Here is a 15,764-nt window from a genome sequence, read left to right as displayed (position 1 = left end):
CCCCGTCGACGTGAGGAGATGACCATGGCGACGACCGATGCGGCCTGGACGCTCGAATCCGTTCAGGAACTCCGGACGCTGGCACGCGATCGCATGCCGGTCTCCATCATCAGCCTGAAGCTCAAACGGCCGATCGAGGCCGTCTCCGCCAAGCTCGCCGAACTCGGAATCACGCCGGCGAGCGAGACGGGTGGCGCCTGAGCAGGGCACGTCCGACAAAGGCGGGGCGCGCGCTGCCGCGCCCCGCTTCGACCGAGGCTCACCAGGAGCCGGTATTTTCCATCGAAGCCCAGGGCTCCTGCGGAGGCTTGGCTTCGCCCTTCTGCAGGATCTCGATGGAGATGCCGTCGGGCGACTTCACGAAGGCCATGTAGCCGTCGCGCGGCGGACGGTTGATGGTCACGCCCTTGTCCTTCAGGCGTGCGCAGAAGGCATAGATGTCGTCCACCTGATAGGCGAGATGGCCGAAGTTGCGCCCGCCGGAATAGCTTTCCGGGTCCCAGTTGTAGGTCAGCTCGACCTGGGGCGCCTTCGTCTCCTTGGCGGTGTCGTAATCACCGGGGGCGGCGAGGAAGACCAGGGTGAAGCGGCCCTTTTCGTTCTCGACCCGGCGGGTCTCGCGCAGGCCGAACGTGTCCACGTAGAAGGCGAGCGCCTTGTCGAGATCCGCCACGCGGACCATCGTGTGCAGGTATTCCATGGATCTGACTGTCTCCGCTTGTGCCGCCTTAATCTGGGCCGCGTTGAACGGGCGTCAACGCATGCCGGTGGCGATCGATCGCGCGACCCGGATTCGACACATCGAAACGGCGGGCCGGCACGGGTCCGAAATCGTGAATCGGGCTTCGTCGCGCGACCATGGACGATGTCTCGGTTCCGGCGGAATGTGCGGCCGATCATATCCGCACCGCGCGCGATACTTTCCACGGTGTCGTTTCGCGCTGTTCCCGGCGACGGGCATCCAGAGCGATGTTCTCTGACCATCTGATCGTGCGGCTCGCGACATGGGCGAGCGTGTTCACAGGCGCCGTCATCGGGAGAGAACCCGCACTGCCATCCGGACCGGTCCTGCCGCCGGGGCGGCTTGTCCCAGGAACAGGAGGATGAGCGCGTTCGCCGGACGCCCACCACCGCGCGGTCGCGCGGACATACAATGATGGAGTTGTCCTCATCGTCGTCTGGTGTTCCGGGTCGGGTCCATCGAGCCTTGCGTTCGAGGCGACAGCGATTCTTCGCGTGCAGGAAATCTTCCCTGCCGTAAGTCAGTCGAGTTCTTTCGAGAATGCGCGTGAGAGCCGCTCGACCGTCGCATCATCGACGCCGTCGGCGACGAAGTCGGCACGCCAGGAGCGCATGCGGATGACGAGGGTGGCGACGATGTCTCGGGCCTCATCCTGCGAGAGATCGAAATCTTCGACCCGCGTCAGGCAGTTGGCGGTCGTCGGGTAACTCCCGGACCGACCGACGCCGATGGCTTGCTGGGGATCCATATCCGGTTGAGGGACCACGTCGAAGGCCGGGGAAAGCCGCCATGCGTCGCCGCATCGAAGGAAGGCGTGGTTCTTGAGGTGATCGTCCCGGTTGCCGCACAGGACGTTGAACACCATTCGTCGGAACAGCTCATGCCGGTCCGACACGTGCCGCGCCGCGTGTCGGAGGAGGAACATGGCGAGTTCGGGGTAGGAGCCGGAATCGGAGGTTTCATCCAATCCGAGCGCGGTCAATCCGCTCATGTAGTGGCATGTCGGGTGGTAGGGGGCCGCATCGCGGTCGAAGCGCTTCACCAGGACGACCTTACGAGGCCCGACGACGAGCACCCGGGTTTCGGCGGCGTCGATCCCGCAACGGGATGCCAGACGCATCGTCGCGTGTTCCGCGCCGCATTGGTCGTAGGTGTCGTCCCGCCTCTGGAACTTGGCGATCCATAAGGCACCCTCGTGCTTGATGACGGCCTTCGGTCGGGCGCCGCCCATGCTCATACCCGCTGTCCAGAGGCGGGCCGCCAGCCCTTCGACCGCCTCGCCTCGTTCCAGACGCTCGAATCCATCCGCGATGCTGTCGAGGTCAGCCGTGTCCGCGTAGCCCGGACGCGGCGACGGGGAAGCCGGGGTTTCGGAAAAGGCGAGGCAGCCGACGCGCTCGTCTCCGGGGGCGAGCAACCAGTCAGACGGCATCATTGGGGGAGAGTCGTGAGGCCGACGATGTTCGACGAGCCGTCGCCCCCAACGGTCCGGAGTGGCATCCGCCAGAACGCCCGGAAGTCGGCCACGGCCGGTGCTTCTGAACGGCCCCGGCTGAAGCGGCAGGTGTTCCGGGTCCAGGGCGAAAGCCCGGCCATGACTGTTCCTCACCCAGGACCCGACATAGGTGAATTCGCCATAGGACCGACCGGCCGCCGGCATGACGAGCCGGTAGCGGCCGACGAGGTCCGTGGCCCCGTCCTCGTGGCGGACATGGACATAGACGTCAGAGGTCATCGAGGTTCACGTCGCGCGGGCGACGCGCACGGCTGGGAAGGCGGCTGGTTTCGATGGCCGCGGCCAGGTGATCGTTCTCGGGACTGACCGCGCGCCGGACGGCCGGGAACAGGCCGAGGGTCCAGACGGCCCTGGCGAAGACGCCGAGCGACACCGAAGGATCGCCTTTCTCGAGCTTGCGCAATGTCGGGAGGGATACCCCAACGCGGGACGCGAGGTCGGATGCGAGCTGACGTCGTCGCAGTCGCGCGGCCCTGATGGACTGCCCGATCTCGCGAAGACCCTCCGAAACCTCGAAGGGAGCATGGGCCGAGCGTTCGTTCGTCATGCCACCATCCTTGCATCTCGGGCGGCTTAGATGAAACTATGTTTTCTATTTCGGGTCGGTTTTCCTGCCGAAGGGGGGATCTGGCGTCTCTCTTGACGGGGAACGAATCGGTATAGGTTCATACCGCCCGTCAAGGGCGGGGAGACGGCCGGTCAAGTTCGGATCGGTAGAATCGGCTGCGGCAACGTCCGCAGGTCGCCGGGCTGGCTCGGGTCGATCTCACCGACGAGGGCCGGCTTCATGTCATAGAGACCGGAAATGGCTTCAAGGGCGGCGATCGCGTCCTGATTGATGCCCCAGCGCGTCACCGTCGCCACGAAGGCGCGTGTCGTCATCAGCGTCACGGGGAACTCCACGTCGAGGAAGAGGGTCGCGACCTTCCGATCTTCGTAAAGCACGACCGCCGAACTCGCCTCGGTCGGGTGCCAATGCGCCACGAACTCGCGTAGCGCCTGCTCGCCGGAATCGCGCAGGGCGGACTTCAGCAAGGCATCCCCTGCTGGAGTCCGCGGCCGGGCGCGCAGGGCCGCGACACCGATGCCGACCACGGTCTCGACCCGGAGCGCGGCTTCGCCGAGGCCATCGATCCAGGCGGCGATCTCGGCAGCAAAGGGCTTGGAGAGGTCGCCGACCACTTCTTCCTCGACCCGGTCCACCAATACGATCCGCCGGTTGAGACCGCGCAGCGTATCGAGGATGCCCGCTGCGGCGAGCCGGATCAGAGGCCCCGCATCGGCCACGACGATGGGCTGCCGGTCCGAGGGGGCGATCATGGCACCACACTCCAGGTGGTGGTGCCGTCCTTGTTGTCCTTGACGGCGACGCCCATGGCGGCGAGCGCGTCGCGGGCGCGGTCGGAGGCCGGCCAGTCCTTGGCGGCGCGGGCGGCACGACGTGCCTCGATCGCGGCTTCCACCGCCGCCACGTCGACGCCCGCCGCGGCGATGGCACTGTCGTCGCGCGCGGATTTCGTCCGTCCGAGCAGGCCGAGCAGGCCCGCGCCGGCCTTCAGCGACGCCGGGTCTTCGAGGCGATGCAGTTCGGCGAGCGTCGCGGCGGTATTGAGGTCGTCGAGGAGCGGTTCGACCACGGCGGCGGGAGCCTCGGATCCCGCGGCGACGTCGCCGACGATGTCGTACCAGCGATCGATCATCCGTGCCGCCTCTTCCAGACCGCGAACGGTCCAGTCGATCGGCTGGCGGTAATGCGTCTTCAGCATGGCGAGGCGCACGACCTCGCCCGGCCAGTCCTTCAGCACCTCGCGCAGGGTGATGAAGTTGCCCAGCGATTTGGACATCTTCTGCCCCTCCACCTGGAGGAATCCGTTATGGAGCCAGACATTGGCCATGACATCGGTGCCAAAGCAGCAGCGCGACTGGGCGACCTCGTTCTCGTGATGGGGAAAGATCAGGTCGATGCCGCCGGCATGGATGTCGAAGGTCCTGCCCAGGTGCTTCCACGACATCGCCGAGCACTCGATGTGCCAGCCCGGACGCCCCGGTTCGGCGATGCCGGCCGGCGAAGGCCATGACGGCTCGCCGGGTTTCGAGGGCTTCCACAGGACGAAGTCGAGGGGCGAGCGCTTGTAGGGCGCCACCTCGACCCGCGCGCCGGCCTCCATCTCGTCGAGGGGCCGCTTCGAGAGTGCGCCGTAATCGGGCGTCGACGGCACGTCGAACAGGACATGCCCCTCCGCCACATAGGCGTGGCCCGCCGTCACCAGCCCGTCGATGATCGCGTGCATCTCGTAAATATGGTCGGTGGCGCGGGGCTCGACGAAGCGCGGGCGCTCGCCCGCCACGTTCACATCCTCGGCCATCAGCACGCCGAGGTCGCGGATGTCGCCGTGAAAGGCGGCGAGCGTCCCGTCGGTGAGGTCGCGGATGGTGATGCCGCGCTCGGCGGCGCGGGCGTTGATCTTGTCGTCCACGTCGGTGACGTTGCGGGCATAGGTGACGTGCGCCTCGCCGTAGAGGTGGCGCAGCAGCCGGAACAGCAGGTCGAAGACGATGATCGGCCGGGCATTGCCGATATGGGCGGCGTCATAGACCGTCGGCCCGCAGGCATACATCCGCACATGCGTCGGATCGATCGGCGCGAACGGCGCCTTCTCGCGGGTCAGCGTGTTGTAGAGCCGCAACATCGGCGCCATGAAACCGTCTTTCGTCACCTCGGCCCGGGACCGCGCCGCCTCCGCGGATGCCGCCGGCCCCCAAGCCCTAAACTCCGAGAACCGATCAGCTTTTGCGATTCGCGAGGGGTTCGCCCGGGAATCGCGGTGACCGGATGGACCGGATGCCAAGCGCCGACCGTGTTGCACGGAGGCGACGGACCCTTCCGACCAACTGCGCTAACCCAAAACGGTGATGAATTCGAGAACGACGCCGGAGGAGTTTCGGTCAACGTCGCGACGACCTGGAAAGGGTTTGTTTACCGACGCCGCCGAGATTTTCCCAAACGCGAATCCTCCATCCGCGAATCCTGCCATCAAGGTCATGCCCATGCGACGCTCGGCTGCCGGTCTCGGCGCTCTCTGCGCCTTCGCCCTGATTTCCTCCGCCGCACTGGCCGTCGGTGACGGCGAGAGCCCCGCGCGGGCACCGGGTCAGGTCGAGAAGACCTTCCTGATTCCCGCGGCCGAGGGCTACGGCGTCGGCGAGTGCCTAGCGGCGGGCAGCGGTTCGTGCGGTCAGGTCGTGGCCGATGCCTGGTGCGAGGCGCAAGGGTTTGCCGTGGCCGGCTCCTTCGGGATCGCCGCCGCCGACGAATATACCGGTGCCATCGAGCAGGTCCCGGCGGCCAAGACCGTCGAGCCGCCGATCCGCATCACCTGCAAAGACTGAGTCGCTGCAAAGACTGAAGTCCTCGCAAGGATCGGGTCTCTGCGAGGACCGGGTCCCGCAGGGCCGTGACGCGGATCGGACGGCGCGGCCGGCAGGATCAGCCCTTGAAGAAATCGCTGCAGCGAGGCGGCGCCTCGGTGGTTCCCCAGGGCATCAGCGGGACCGCGGAGGTGGAGTTCTTGGGCGATCCCTGGATCACCTTGTCGGAATAGACCATGTAGATCAGCGTGTTGCGCTTGGCGTCGCAGCCGCGGACGATCTGCATGGACTTGAAGATCAGCGAGCGACGCTCGCTGAACACGACCGCACCCTGTTGCAGCTTGTCCTTCGGATTCTTGAACGTCACCGGGCCGACCTGCCGGCACGCCAGGGAGATGTCGGACACGTCCTCGGCGAGGCCGAGCGTCCCCTTGATCCCGCCCTTCTCGGGCTGCGTGTACCAGCAGGCGATACCGGCGACCTCGGGATCGTCGATGCCGTAGACCACCAGTTTGTCGTTCGGGGTGAGCGGACGCCAGACGGTGGACTTGTCGAAAATCCGATCCGCATCGTCGGCGCGAACCGCCGTCCCGCTCACCACGAGAGCCGCCAGACCCGCCGCCGCCACCCGACCTGTGAGACTACGAAGCCACATCATCACACCATTCCCCTCAAGTTGGTCGATGCGCATGTGGGAACACTGTCGCCTCTCGGCGAGGGCGGTTAGACACCGTTTGCAAATGTAATGTTCCGTACCCTATCCGAGGGCCGGAACCGCAAAGCTTCACACCCGTTTCAGATAGGCCATGCCGCTGATCCTCCCACAGATCCGCAAGCTCGTCGCAACGCTCGGCGCAGCCATGGCTGCGATCGCGTTCGGCACGGCCGTGCAGGCGCAGGCGCCCAGCGCCCAATGCCAGCGATACCGCTACGAACTTGCCAATCTGAGCGACGGCGCGAACACCGCCCGGGCGCTCCAGAACGAGATCGGCCGGCTCGAAGCCTATTACCGCACCCTCAGCTGCGAGGGCGGCAAGTTCCTCTTCTTCGATTCGCGCCCGCCGCAATGCGGCGCGGTCGAGCAGCGCATCCGGGCCCTCCAGGCTGGCTACGGCGCGGAGAACGGCGAGGTCACCGCCGCCCGCCGGCGACAGCTCACCGCGGCCATCGCCTCCTCCTGCGCCGATACCGGCCCGCGGATCGTCGACGGAATCGTGGCCGAGCAGCGGGGCCGGGGCGGACCGCAGGTGGTCTGCGTCAGGACCTGCGACGGCGCGTATTTCCCGATGAACAACCTGCCCGAGGGCCGTGAGGGCGCGAACGACCTGTGCCAGGCGCTCTGCCCCGGCACCGAGGCCGTGGCCTATTCGATGCCCCACGGCGATGACGGCCTGAAACAGGCCGCGTCGATCAAGGGCAGCCGGGCCTATGTCTCCCTCGCCAACGCGTTCAAGTTCCAGAAGAGCTTCACGCCGGATTGCTCGTGCAAGAAGGCCAACCAGACCTGGGCGCAATCCCTCGTGAAGGCCGAGAGCATGCTCGTCCGGCACAAGGGCGACATCTTCGTCACGCCGATGCAGGCCGAGGCGATGTCGCGTCCGAAAGTGCGCGTGACCCTCGCCGGACGCGCCGACAAGACCGCGGCCGTCATCGCCGCCGATGCGGCGAGCCGCAATGGAGCCGTCGTCTCCGATGCCGGCGTGACACGCGACGGTGCCGCTACCGATGCCGCCATCGCCGCGACATCGGCATCAGCCGGCGGCGACGAACGTCCGAGCGTTCGCATCATCGCCCCGAACATGATCGCCGTACCGGCGAGGGTCACCGCGCCCTGATCGGGTGTTGCGGGTGGTGGAGTGAAAACAACGGATCTGTCCGCGATTTCGCCGACAGGTCTCGCGACGCTCACCTAACCTACTGGCAATACGGGATTAAGTGTTCATCGCACAGCCGCTCACCGACCTGACAGGGCGGTCGCGGACGGATGTGCCGCGAATGAATCCGGAACCATCTCGGCTCCATCCGGTTCCGATGGCCTCGACAACGTTTGTGAGTGACCATCGATGCGGACCACCCGCCTGCTCTTCCTGACCGGCACGATGCTGCCGGCTCTGGTCCTTTCAGGGCCCTTGTCGGCGAGGCCGGACACGGCTGAACCGGGCCCGATGTTGATGGCCCAGGCCGGTCCAGGCGGCGAAAAGGCGGATCCCCGCGGCGGTGGCGACGGACCGCGCGGTGGCGCTGGCCGACCGGAGAGAGCGGAACGTCCGGAACGTGCCGAACGGCCCGAGAGAGCGGAGCGCCCCGAACGGCCCGAGCCGCGCCAGGAGCGGGCCCCGGCCCGTGAGCAGCCGGCGCCGGCGGAACGTCCTGCGCGCCCCGAGCGCCAGGAGCGGCCCGATCGACCCGAGCGCCCCGACAGACCCGATCGTGCTCCGGCCGAGCGGCCGACACCTCCGGCTGCCCGCGATCGCACTCCCGACGCGCCCGCCCCCAAGCCCACAGAGAAGGAGGCACCTGCCCCCCGCGAGCGCAGCCCGGCAGCGCCGGAGCGCGATGCGACGCCCGATCGTCCCGCCCGTCCGGACCGCGGCGAGAGGCCCGACCGCGGCGAGAAGCCCGGCAAGCCCGCCGGCAGCGACAAGCCCGACGCGAATACCAAGCCCGAGCGTGGCGAGAGGCCCGACCGCGACACCCGGCCCGACCGCAGCGACAAGCCCGACCGTGGCGACAGGACTGACCCGGCCCGGCGTCCTCCGGCGGATGCTCCGCCGAATGCGAGGTCGCCCGAGCCGAAAGCTCCCGACGCCAAGCCGGCGCCCAATGCCCGTCCGGGCGTCCCGGGAAAGCCGTTCGTCCCGCCGGGTCAGGCGCAGGACAGGCAGGACCGGAACGATCGCGGCCCCGACAAGCGTGGCGCGGACGAGAACAAGCCCGGCGTCATCACCGGTCCGACCACCACCGACCGGGCACCCCCGCCCGCCGCGGTCCCGCCGGCAGGTGTCGATCCGGAGCGTCGTGGAGAGATCGACCGTCGCGACCGCGAGCGCCGCGATGCGTTCGAGCGCAGGGATGAGCGTGACCGCCGCGACGGCTTCAACCGTCCGGGTCGTCCCGGCTATGTCGAGGGCGGCTTCCGTGGCGACGACGTCCGCAGCTACGACGAGGTCCGTCGCGACCGACGCGAATTCAGCGAAGGCGGCCGCACCTACATCCGCGAGCCGGGCCGCATCATCGTGCGCGACCGCGACAATTACTTCATCCGGCACGACGAGAACGAGCGCTTCCGCTACCTCGATCGCGGCGCCTATCGCAGCGAGCGCCGTGGCGGCGACACGATCACCTATCTCGACCGTCCGGGTGGTATCCAGATCGTCACGGTGGTGGACGATGACGGCCGTCTCGTCCGTCGTTCGCGTCGCTTCCGCGACGGCCGCGAGGTCGTGATCATCGATAATGGTTTCGGCGGACCGCAGCGCCCGATCTATGAGGACGTGGTCGATCTGCCGCCGCCGGATATCCGCATCCCCCGCGACCGCTACGTGGTGAATTATGAAGGCGCCGACGAGCGGCAGGTCTACGAGGCCCTGTCCGCACCGCCGGTGACTGCGGTTGACCGGCGCTACACTCTCGATCAGGTGCGGTACAGCCCGCAGCTGCGTGCCCGGATGCGCAGCGTCGACATCGATACGATCACCTTCGATTCGGGATCGTTCGACGTGACGCCGGATCAGGCATCGCGGCTCGGCAACATCGCGGCGGCGATCAACCAGGCGGTGAAGGCCAACCCGCAGGAAGTGTTCCTCATCGAGGGCTACACCGATGCGGTGGGCAGCGAGGTCGACAACCTGTCGCTCTCTGATCGCCGCGCCCAGTCGGTGGCGACGGTGCTCAGCCAGAACTTCCAGGTTCCGCCGGAGAACCTCACCACCCAGGGCTATGGCGAGCAGGCCCTGAAGGTGAACACCCAGGAAGCCGCCAGGGAGAACCGCCGGGTCACGGTGCGTCGCATCACGCCGCTGATCCAGCAGCAGAGCGAGGCCGCGCCGCCCCCGCGCTGAGGGAGCCGATCCGACCGCATTGTCGTGACGTCACGGGCCGCATGTCTCGAAAGAGGGGTGCGGCCCGCGCCGTTCCGTGCTTCCCCGACGATCCCCGAACCGAGATGCCGCCTCGCCCGCACGGCGAGCGCGACGACCAAGGAGAATGGCGAGCATGGAAGAGGAGAGCGACCGCCTGATCACGGCGGGGACGCCGATCTTCCGTCGGACCACGCTAGCCCTGTTCGCGGCGGGCTTCTCCACCTTCGCCGTGCTCTACGGCGTGCAGCCGCTGATGCCGGTCTTCGCCGATCAATTCCACGTCTCTCCGGCCGAGAGCAGCCTGTCCCTCTCGCTCCCCTGCGCGATGCTGGCCCTGGCCCTCCTCGTGGTCAGCCCGCTCTCCGAGGTGTGGGGCCGCAAGCCGATCATGGTCGCCTCCCTGTTCGCCTCGGCGATCCTCACGCTCATCGCCGTCATCGTCCCGAGCTGGCACGGCTTCTTGGCTTTGCGCGCCCTGACGGGCCTTGCCGCGAGCGGCCTGCCCGCCGTCGCCATGGCCTATCTCAGCGAGGAGATGGACGGCCGCGCCATCGGCCTGTCCATGGGGCTCCTCATCGGCGGCAACGCCATGGGCGGCATGGTCGGCCGGCTGCTCGCCGGCATCATCACCGACCATGCGTCGTGGCGCATCGGGCTCGGGACCATCGGTGTCCTGGCGCTTTTCGCCGCCATCCTGTTCTGGCGGGGACTTCCGCCCTCGCGGCGCTTCCTCGCCAATCGGATGCGCTGGCGCCAGGTGCCCGGCACGTTCGGCCAGCATTTCCGCGATCCCGGCCTGCCCTGGCTGTTCGCCGAGGCGTTCCTGCTCATGGGCGGCTTCGTCAGCGTCTACAACTACGTCGGCTTCCGCCTGCTCGATCCGCCCTACAACCTCAGCCAGACGGCCATCGGCGCGATCTTCGTGGTCTATCTCGCCGGCACGTTCAGTTCGGCCGCGACCGGCGAGATCGCCAGCCGGTTCGGGCGGAGGAAGGTGCTGTGGCTGGCGATCCTCCTCGGCCTCGCCGGCATCCTCATGACCCTGTCCGAGCGGCTCCCCCTCATCATCGCCGGCATCGTCGTGGTCACGGTGAGCTTCTTCGGCGCCCATTCCGTGGCGAGTTCCTGGATCGGGCGGAGGGCCCTGCGCGACCGGGCCCAGGCCTCGTCGATCTACCTGTGCATGTACTATCTCGGCTCCTCGGTCTTGGGGACCGCCGGCGGGTGGTTCTTCGCCCATTCCGGCTGGGCCGGCGTGGTCGCCTTCTTCGGCGGCCTCTACGGGGTGGCGCTCGGCATCGCCCTCCATCTCTCGCGCCTGCCACCGCTGGTCCCGGCGACATCACCCGACCTCGACCGTTGACCCGCCCGCCGCGACGGCCCATCTAGGCCGTCGTCGTCTCTGATCAGAGCACCGGCGAGCGACCGCCACCAACAGAGGAAGTCCGGCTCGCTTGGTCCAAGCGGCTCCGGCTCTACGGAACCGAACGTGTTCGAGCTCGCCGTCGCCGTCGCCCTGATCGCCCTCAACGGCGCCTTCGCGCTATCCGAACTCGCGGTCGTCTCCTCGCGCAAGTCGCGCCTGCGCACCATGGCGGAGGCGCACCGCCCCGGCGCCAGGGCAGCGCTGGCGCTGGCGGAGGAACCCGGCCGGTTCCTCTCCGCCGTTCAGATCGGCATCACCCTCGTCGGCATCCTCTCCGGCGCGGTCTCCGGCGCGGCACTGGGCGAGCGTCTCACCGAGATCCTGTTCCAGGCGGGCCTGTCGAAGGCGGTGTCCGATCCCCTCGGCTACGGCATCGTCATCGCCGCCATCACCTACCTGTCCGTGATCATCGGCGAACTCGTGCCCAAACACGTCGCTCTGCGCGATCCGGAGGGCATCGCCTGCCTCGTCGCCCGGCCGATGCGGCTGGTCTCGCGAATCGCGCTGCCCGCCGTCTGGCTGCTCGACGCCTCCACCCGCGCGGTGTTCCGCATCCTCGGCCAGGAGGCCTCCAGCGCCAGCGCGGTGACGGAGGAAGAGATCCGCACCATTGTCGCCGAGGCCGAGACCGCGGGGGTGATCGAGACCGACGAGCGCAAGATGATTGCCGGCGTCCTGCGCCTCGGCGACCGCGCCGTGCGCGGCGTGATGACCCCGCGGACCGACGTCCACTGGATCGACCTCGACAAGGAACCGGAGGAGATCCGCGCCATGCTGGTCTCGAGCCCGCATTCGCGCATTCCCGTCGGCGAGGGCAATCCGGACAACATGCTCGGGGTCGTGCAGGTGCGCGAGCTGGTCAAGGCGCTCATCGAGAACGAGCGGTTCGATCTCCGCGCCTATATCCGCAGCGCCCCGGTGCTCCCCGACACGCTCGATGCCCTCGACGCGCTCACCGCGCTCCAGGCGGCGGAGGTGCCGATGGCCCTCGTCCACGACGAATACGGCCATTTCGACGGGCTCGTGACCCCGGCCGACATCCTCGACGCCATCGCGGGCGCCTTCCATTCGGAGGATCCCGAGCCGGAGGCGGTGCAGCGCCAGGACGGGTCCTGGCTCATCGCTGGCTGGATGCCGGTGGACGAGATGGCCGACCAGCTCGGCATCAAGATCGAATCGAGCCGGGACTACGAGACCGCTGCCGGCCTCGTCATCGCCAGGCTGCAGCGTCTGCCGGAGACCGGCGAGACCTGCGACATCGCCGGCTGGCGCTTCGAGGTGGTGGATCTCGACGGACGCCGCATCGACAAGATCCTGGTGTCGCGGATCGCCTGAGCGTCACAGGCCGATCCTGCTCGCCTTTCGAAACCCGGCAAGTCAGGCATAGCGCTTGGCCCCCGCCACGCAGAGGACCACGAGGCTGGTCACGGCCAGCATGCTTGGGGCGACGGGCTCGTGAAGGAGCAGACCCGCCAGGGCCAGGCCGAAGAACGGCTGCAGCAATTGCAGTTGCCCGACGCCGGCGATTCCGCCCAGGGCCAGCCCGCGATACCAGAACACGAAGCCGACCAGCATGCTGAAGACCGAGACATAGGCGAGGCCGATCCAGGCCGGGAGGCCGATGCCGCTCCACGCCGCCGGCAGGCTCGCCAGCGCGACGACTCCCATCACCGGCAGGGACAGGACCAGGGCCCAGGAGATCACCTGCCAGCCGCCGAGCCGGCGCGACAGGGTGGCGCCCTCGGCGTAGCCGAGCCCGCAGAGCAGGATCGCCGCCACCATCAGGAGGTCGCCGCCGACCGAGCCGCCCTCGCTCCGAAGCAATGCGAAGCCCGCCACCGTGAGGCTGCCGATCCCCGAGAACAGCCAGAAGGCGGGGCTCGGCCGCTCGCCGCCCCGGACCACGCCGAAGATCGCCGTGGCGAGGGGCAGGAGGCCGATGAAGACGATGGAATGCGCCGAGGTGATGTGTTGGAGCGCGAGCGCCGTCAGCAGCGGAAAGCCGACCACGACGCCGAGGGCGACGATCGCCAGCGACGCGAGGTCGGATGTCTCAGGCCGCCTCTGCCGCAGGGCGAGGAGCATCGTCGCTCCGAGCGAGGCCGCGATCACCGCCCGCGCCGAGGTGAGGAACATCGGCGAGAAACCGCCCACCGCCACCCGGGTCGCCGGCAGGGAGGCGCTGAAGATGATGACGCCCAGGAGGCCGTTGCCCCATCCCGCCGCGTTCCGTTGCATCGCCGTGTGCCATCCCGGGTTTCCGCCACGCCCGACGGGCCCGGCCAAGGCGCCTTGACAACCATTCCGCGCTCATGCCGTCAAATGCCTGTCCTCTTCGTTTCCATGCAGAACAGGCATGATGAACCCGGCCCATATCGATCTGTTTCGCGCGGTGCTGCGCCATGGCGGGATGACGAGGGCCGCCGCCGCCCTCGGCATCGGCCAGCCTCATGTCAGCCGCGCCGTCGCGCAGCTGGAAGCCGATCTCGGCTTCGCGCTGTTCGTGCGCGGCCATGGCAGCGCGCTGCCGACGCAGGAAGGCGAGGCCTTCGCTCGCGAGGTGGAGCGGACCTATGCCGGGCTCGACCATCTGTCCCAGGCGGCCCGCCTGATCCGCGACCTCGGCACCGGGCCGTTGCGCGTCGCCTGCCAGCCGTCGCTGGCCTCCCGCCTGCTGCCGAGGGCGATCCGGCGTCTGAGCGAGGACTCACCCGGCATCCAGGTGGCGGTCCACGTGCCGGCACCGGAGACGATCTGGGCCTGGGCCGCCTCGGGACAATGCGATATCGGGCTGGTCCGGCCCCGCTCGGGCTTCTCGGGCGTGGTCAGCGAGGCTTTCCTCGCGGTCGATGCGGTCTGTGCCCTGCCCCGGCGCCACGCGCTGGCGGCCAAGCGGACGATCGGGGTGCACGATCTCGTCGGCGAAACCCTCATCGCCGGGGCACCGGGGGTGTTTCAGCAGGCGATCGAGGAGGCCTTCGCGCAGGCCGGATTGAGCCCGCGCTTCTCCCTCATGGCGCAATACACGGCGGCGCGGTGCGGGCTCGTGGCGGAGGGGCTGGGCCTCGCCATCGTCGATCCCCTTCCGGCCCGCGAGCTCGCGGGCCTGCCCATCGTGCTGCGTCCGTTCCGGCCGCGCCTGCCCATCGAGACGGTGCTGATCCGCCCGGCGGGGCGCCCGCCGGGCCGGCTCGCCCAGCGGCTCATCGGACATCTCGAAACCGAGCGCGATGCGCTCGTGACGAATCGGGCGGGCGCAGGCGCCTGATTCAGGCGGCGGCGAGCCGCGCCACCACCGTCTCGCGCCCGATGAGCGGCAGAAGGCCCGACAGGTCCGGCCCGTGTTCCAGCCCGGTCAAGGCAAGGCGGAGCGGCATGAACAGCGCCTTGCCCTTGGCGCCGGTCTTCTCCTTCACCGCGTTGGTCCAGGCCTTCCAGGTCTGGCCGTCCCAGGGCTCGGGCGGCAGCACCTCCGACGCGGCATGGATGAAGCCGGCATCGGCGATGACGGGCGTCACGTCGCCGGCCACGATCCGCCACCATTCGGCGGCATCCCCGACCTTGGTGAGATTGGGCTGGATCACCGTCCAGAACGCCTGCGCGCGCTCCTCCGGGATGCCCATGGCCAGCAGGCGCCCACGCGCCGCCTCGTAGGGCATGGCGTGGATCAGGCGGGCGTTGAGCCCGTCGAGCTCATGCGGATCGAACTTGGCCGGCGCCCGCGAGATATGGGCGAGGTCCACGAGGCCGGCGAGTTCGTCCAGGGAATCGACCGCCCGCACCGCCTCGGCCGAGCCGGTGAGCACGGCGAGGGAGCGCACGGCGCCGGGTTCGTAGCCGGCCTCGCGCAGGCCACGGAGGGAGAGGTGGCCGAGCCGCTTCGACAGGCCCTCGCCATCGGCCGTGGTGAGGAGGTTGTGGTGGCCGAAGACCGGCACCGTCTGCCCCAGGGCCTCGAAGATCTGGATCTGCACGCCGGTATTGGTGACGTGGTCCTCGCCGCGGATGACGTGGGTGATGCCCATCTCGGCATCGTCAACCACGGAGGGCAGCGTGTAGAGGTAGCTGCCGTCGGCGCGGATCAGCACCGGGTCGGAAAGCGAGGCGCAATCGACATGCGCCTCGCCGCGCACGAGGTCGTCCCAGGCGACGCTGCGATGATCGAGCTTGAACCGCCAATGCGGGGTTCGCCCTTCGGCCTCCAGCGCCGCGCGCTCGTCGACGGTGAGGCCGAGCGCCGCCCGGTCGTAGATCGGCGGCTGGCCGCGGCCGAGCTGGCGCCGGCGACGGCGCTCCAACTCGTCCTGGGTCTCGTAGCAGGGGTAGAGCCGGCCCGCCGCCTTCAGCCGCTCGGCCGCTGCGTCGTGGATGGCGCAGCGGTCCGACTGCCGGGCGAAGAGATCCGGCACGATCCCGAGCCAGGCAAGGTCCTCCTCGATGGCCTTCGCGAATTCCTCGGTCGAGCGCTCCCGGTCGGTATCGTCGAGCCGCAGCAGGAAGCGCCCGCCCCGCGCCCGCGCGAACAAGGCGTTCAGCAGCGCCGGACGGGCATTGCCGATATGGAGGTAGCCGGTGGGCGACGGCGCGAAGCGAACGAGGGGGGCAGATGTCATGCCCGCCCTCTAGCCG

Annotated in this window: 15 protein-coding genes; 7 read left to right on the top strand and 8 right to left on the bottom strand. The window is 68.6% G+C overall.

Features of this window, described 5'->3' with window-relative positions; translation table 11 throughout:
• The first annotated feature begins 24 nt into the window (after positions 1-24).
• Positions 25-201 carry a hypothetical protein gene (locus ACFQ4G_RS08835; RefSeq protein ID WP_238207576.1) on the top strand — a complete coding sequence of 59 codons (177 nt, stop codon included), beginning with the start codon at positions 25-27 and terminating at the stop codon, positions 199-201.
• A gap of 58 nt (positions 202-259) precedes the next feature.
• On the opposite strand, the gene ACFQ4G_RS08830 is transcribed toward ACFQ4G_RS08835, so the two are convergent.
• From ACFQ4G_RS08830 to cysS, 5 genes are all read right to left on the bottom strand, one after another.
• Positions 260-700, bottom strand: a complete 441-nt coding sequence (locus tag ACFQ4G_RS08830; protein ID WP_238207575.1) for a VOC family protein — start codon at positions 698-700, stop codon at positions 260-262.
• A 562-nt stretch (positions 701-1,262) separates the two neighbouring features.
• Positions 1,263-2,477 (bottom strand): type II toxin-antitoxin system HipA family toxin, encoded by a 1,215-nt coding sequence (locus ACFQ4G_RS08825; RefSeq protein WP_238207574.1) that lies wholly within the window; start codon positions 2,475-2,477, stop codon positions 1,263-1,265.
• A complete protein-coding gene (locus ACFQ4G_RS08820; protein ID WP_238207572.1) occupies positions 2,467-2,805 on the bottom strand; it encodes a helix-turn-helix domain-containing protein in 339 nt (112 codons plus the stop codon). Before ACFQ4G_RS08820 ends, ACFQ4G_RS08825 begins: the two co-directional genes overlap by 11 nt.
• A gap of 152 nt (positions 2,806-2,957) precedes the next feature.
• Positions 2,958-3,578, bottom strand: coding sequence for a hypothetical protein (locus ACFQ4G_RS08815; RefSeq protein WP_238207570.1), 621 nt, complete (start codon positions 3,576-3,578; stop codon positions 2,958-2,960).
• Entirely contained in the window at positions 3,575-4,957 is a 1,383-nt protein-coding gene (cysS, locus tag ACFQ4G_RS08810; protein ID WP_238207569.1) for a cysteine--tRNA ligase, read from the bottom strand. The genes ACFQ4G_RS08815 and cysS overlap by 4 nt, the downstream gene beginning before the upstream one ends.
• Before the next feature lie 349 nt (positions 4,958-5,306).
• Between cysS and ACFQ4G_RS08805 the strand changes: the two genes are divergently transcribed.
• Positions 5,307-5,648 (top strand): hypothetical protein, encoded by a 342-nt coding sequence (locus ACFQ4G_RS08805; protein WP_238207566.1) that lies wholly within the window; start codon positions 5,307-5,309, stop codon positions 5,646-5,648.
• Between the two features lie 97 nt (positions 5,649-5,745).
• Here the strand turns inward: ACFQ4G_RS08805 and ACFQ4G_RS08800 are convergent, their stop codons facing one another.
• Entirely contained in the window at positions 5,746-6,285 is a 540-nt protein-coding gene (locus tag ACFQ4G_RS08800) for a CreA family protein (RefSeq protein WP_379040104.1), read from the bottom strand.
• 148 nt (positions 6,286-6,433) lie between these two features.
• On the opposite strand from ACFQ4G_RS08800, the gene ACFQ4G_RS08795 reads away from it, so the two are divergent.
• From ACFQ4G_RS08795 to ACFQ4G_RS08780, 4 genes are all read left to right on the top strand, one after another.
• Positions 6,434-7,462 carry a DUF2865 domain-containing protein gene (locus ACFQ4G_RS08795; RefSeq protein ID WP_238207564.1) on the top strand — a complete coding sequence of 343 codons (1,029 nt, stop codon included), beginning with the start codon at positions 6,434-6,436 and terminating at the stop codon, positions 7,460-7,462.
• Positions 7,463-7,690: 228 nt separating this feature from the next.
• Positions 7,691-9,688: an OmpA family protein gene (locus ACFQ4G_RS08790; RefSeq protein WP_379040102.1), complete on the top strand. Its 1,998-nt coding sequence runs from the start codon at positions 7,691-7,693 to the stop codon at positions 9,686-9,688.
• A 154-nt stretch (positions 9,689-9,842) separates the two neighbouring features.
• Positions 9,843-11,072 carry an MFS transporter gene (locus ACFQ4G_RS08785; protein ID WP_238207560.1) on the top strand — a complete coding sequence of 410 codons (1,230 nt, stop codon included), beginning with the start codon at positions 9,843-9,845 and terminating at the stop codon, positions 11,070-11,072.
• A 126-nt stretch (positions 11,073-11,198) separates the two neighbouring features.
• A complete protein-coding gene (locus ACFQ4G_RS08780) occupies positions 11,199-12,470 on the top strand; it encodes a hemolysin family protein (protein WP_238207558.1) in 1,272 nt (423 codons plus the stop codon).
• A 42-nt stretch (positions 12,471-12,512) separates the two neighbouring features.
• Here the strand turns inward: ACFQ4G_RS08780 and ACFQ4G_RS08775 are convergent, their stop codons facing one another.
• Positions 12,513-13,373 carry a DMT family transporter gene (locus tag ACFQ4G_RS08775; protein ID WP_238207556.1) on the bottom strand — a complete coding sequence of 287 codons (861 nt, stop codon included), beginning with the start codon at positions 13,371-13,373 and terminating at the stop codon, positions 12,513-12,515.
• Between the two features lie 118 nt (positions 13,374-13,491).
• Here ACFQ4G_RS08775 and ACFQ4G_RS08770 point away from each other — a divergent pair, with 118 nt between their 5' ends.
• Positions 13,492-14,403, top strand: a complete 912-nt coding sequence (locus tag ACFQ4G_RS08770) for a LysR family transcriptional regulator (protein ID WP_238207553.1) — start codon at positions 13,492-13,494, stop codon at positions 14,401-14,403.
• Between the two features lies 1 nt (position 14,404).
• On the opposite strand, the gene gltX is transcribed toward ACFQ4G_RS08770, so the two are convergent.
• On the bottom strand, positions 14,405-15,748 hold the full coding sequence (gltX, locus tag ACFQ4G_RS08765) for a glutamate--tRNA ligase (RefSeq protein ID WP_238207552.1): 1,344 nt from the start codon (positions 15,746-15,748) through the stop codon (positions 14,405-14,407).
• Positions 15,749-15,764 lie beyond the last annotated feature (16 nt).

It is taken from the genome of Methylobacterium marchantiae, assembly GCF_042679825.1.
In the GTDB taxonomy this organism is placed as follows: Bacteria; Pseudomonadota; Alphaproteobacteria; order Rhizobiales; family Beijerinckiaceae; genus Methylobacterium; species Methylobacterium marchantiae.
This window is presented reverse-complemented; position numbering and strand designations above follow the sequence as displayed.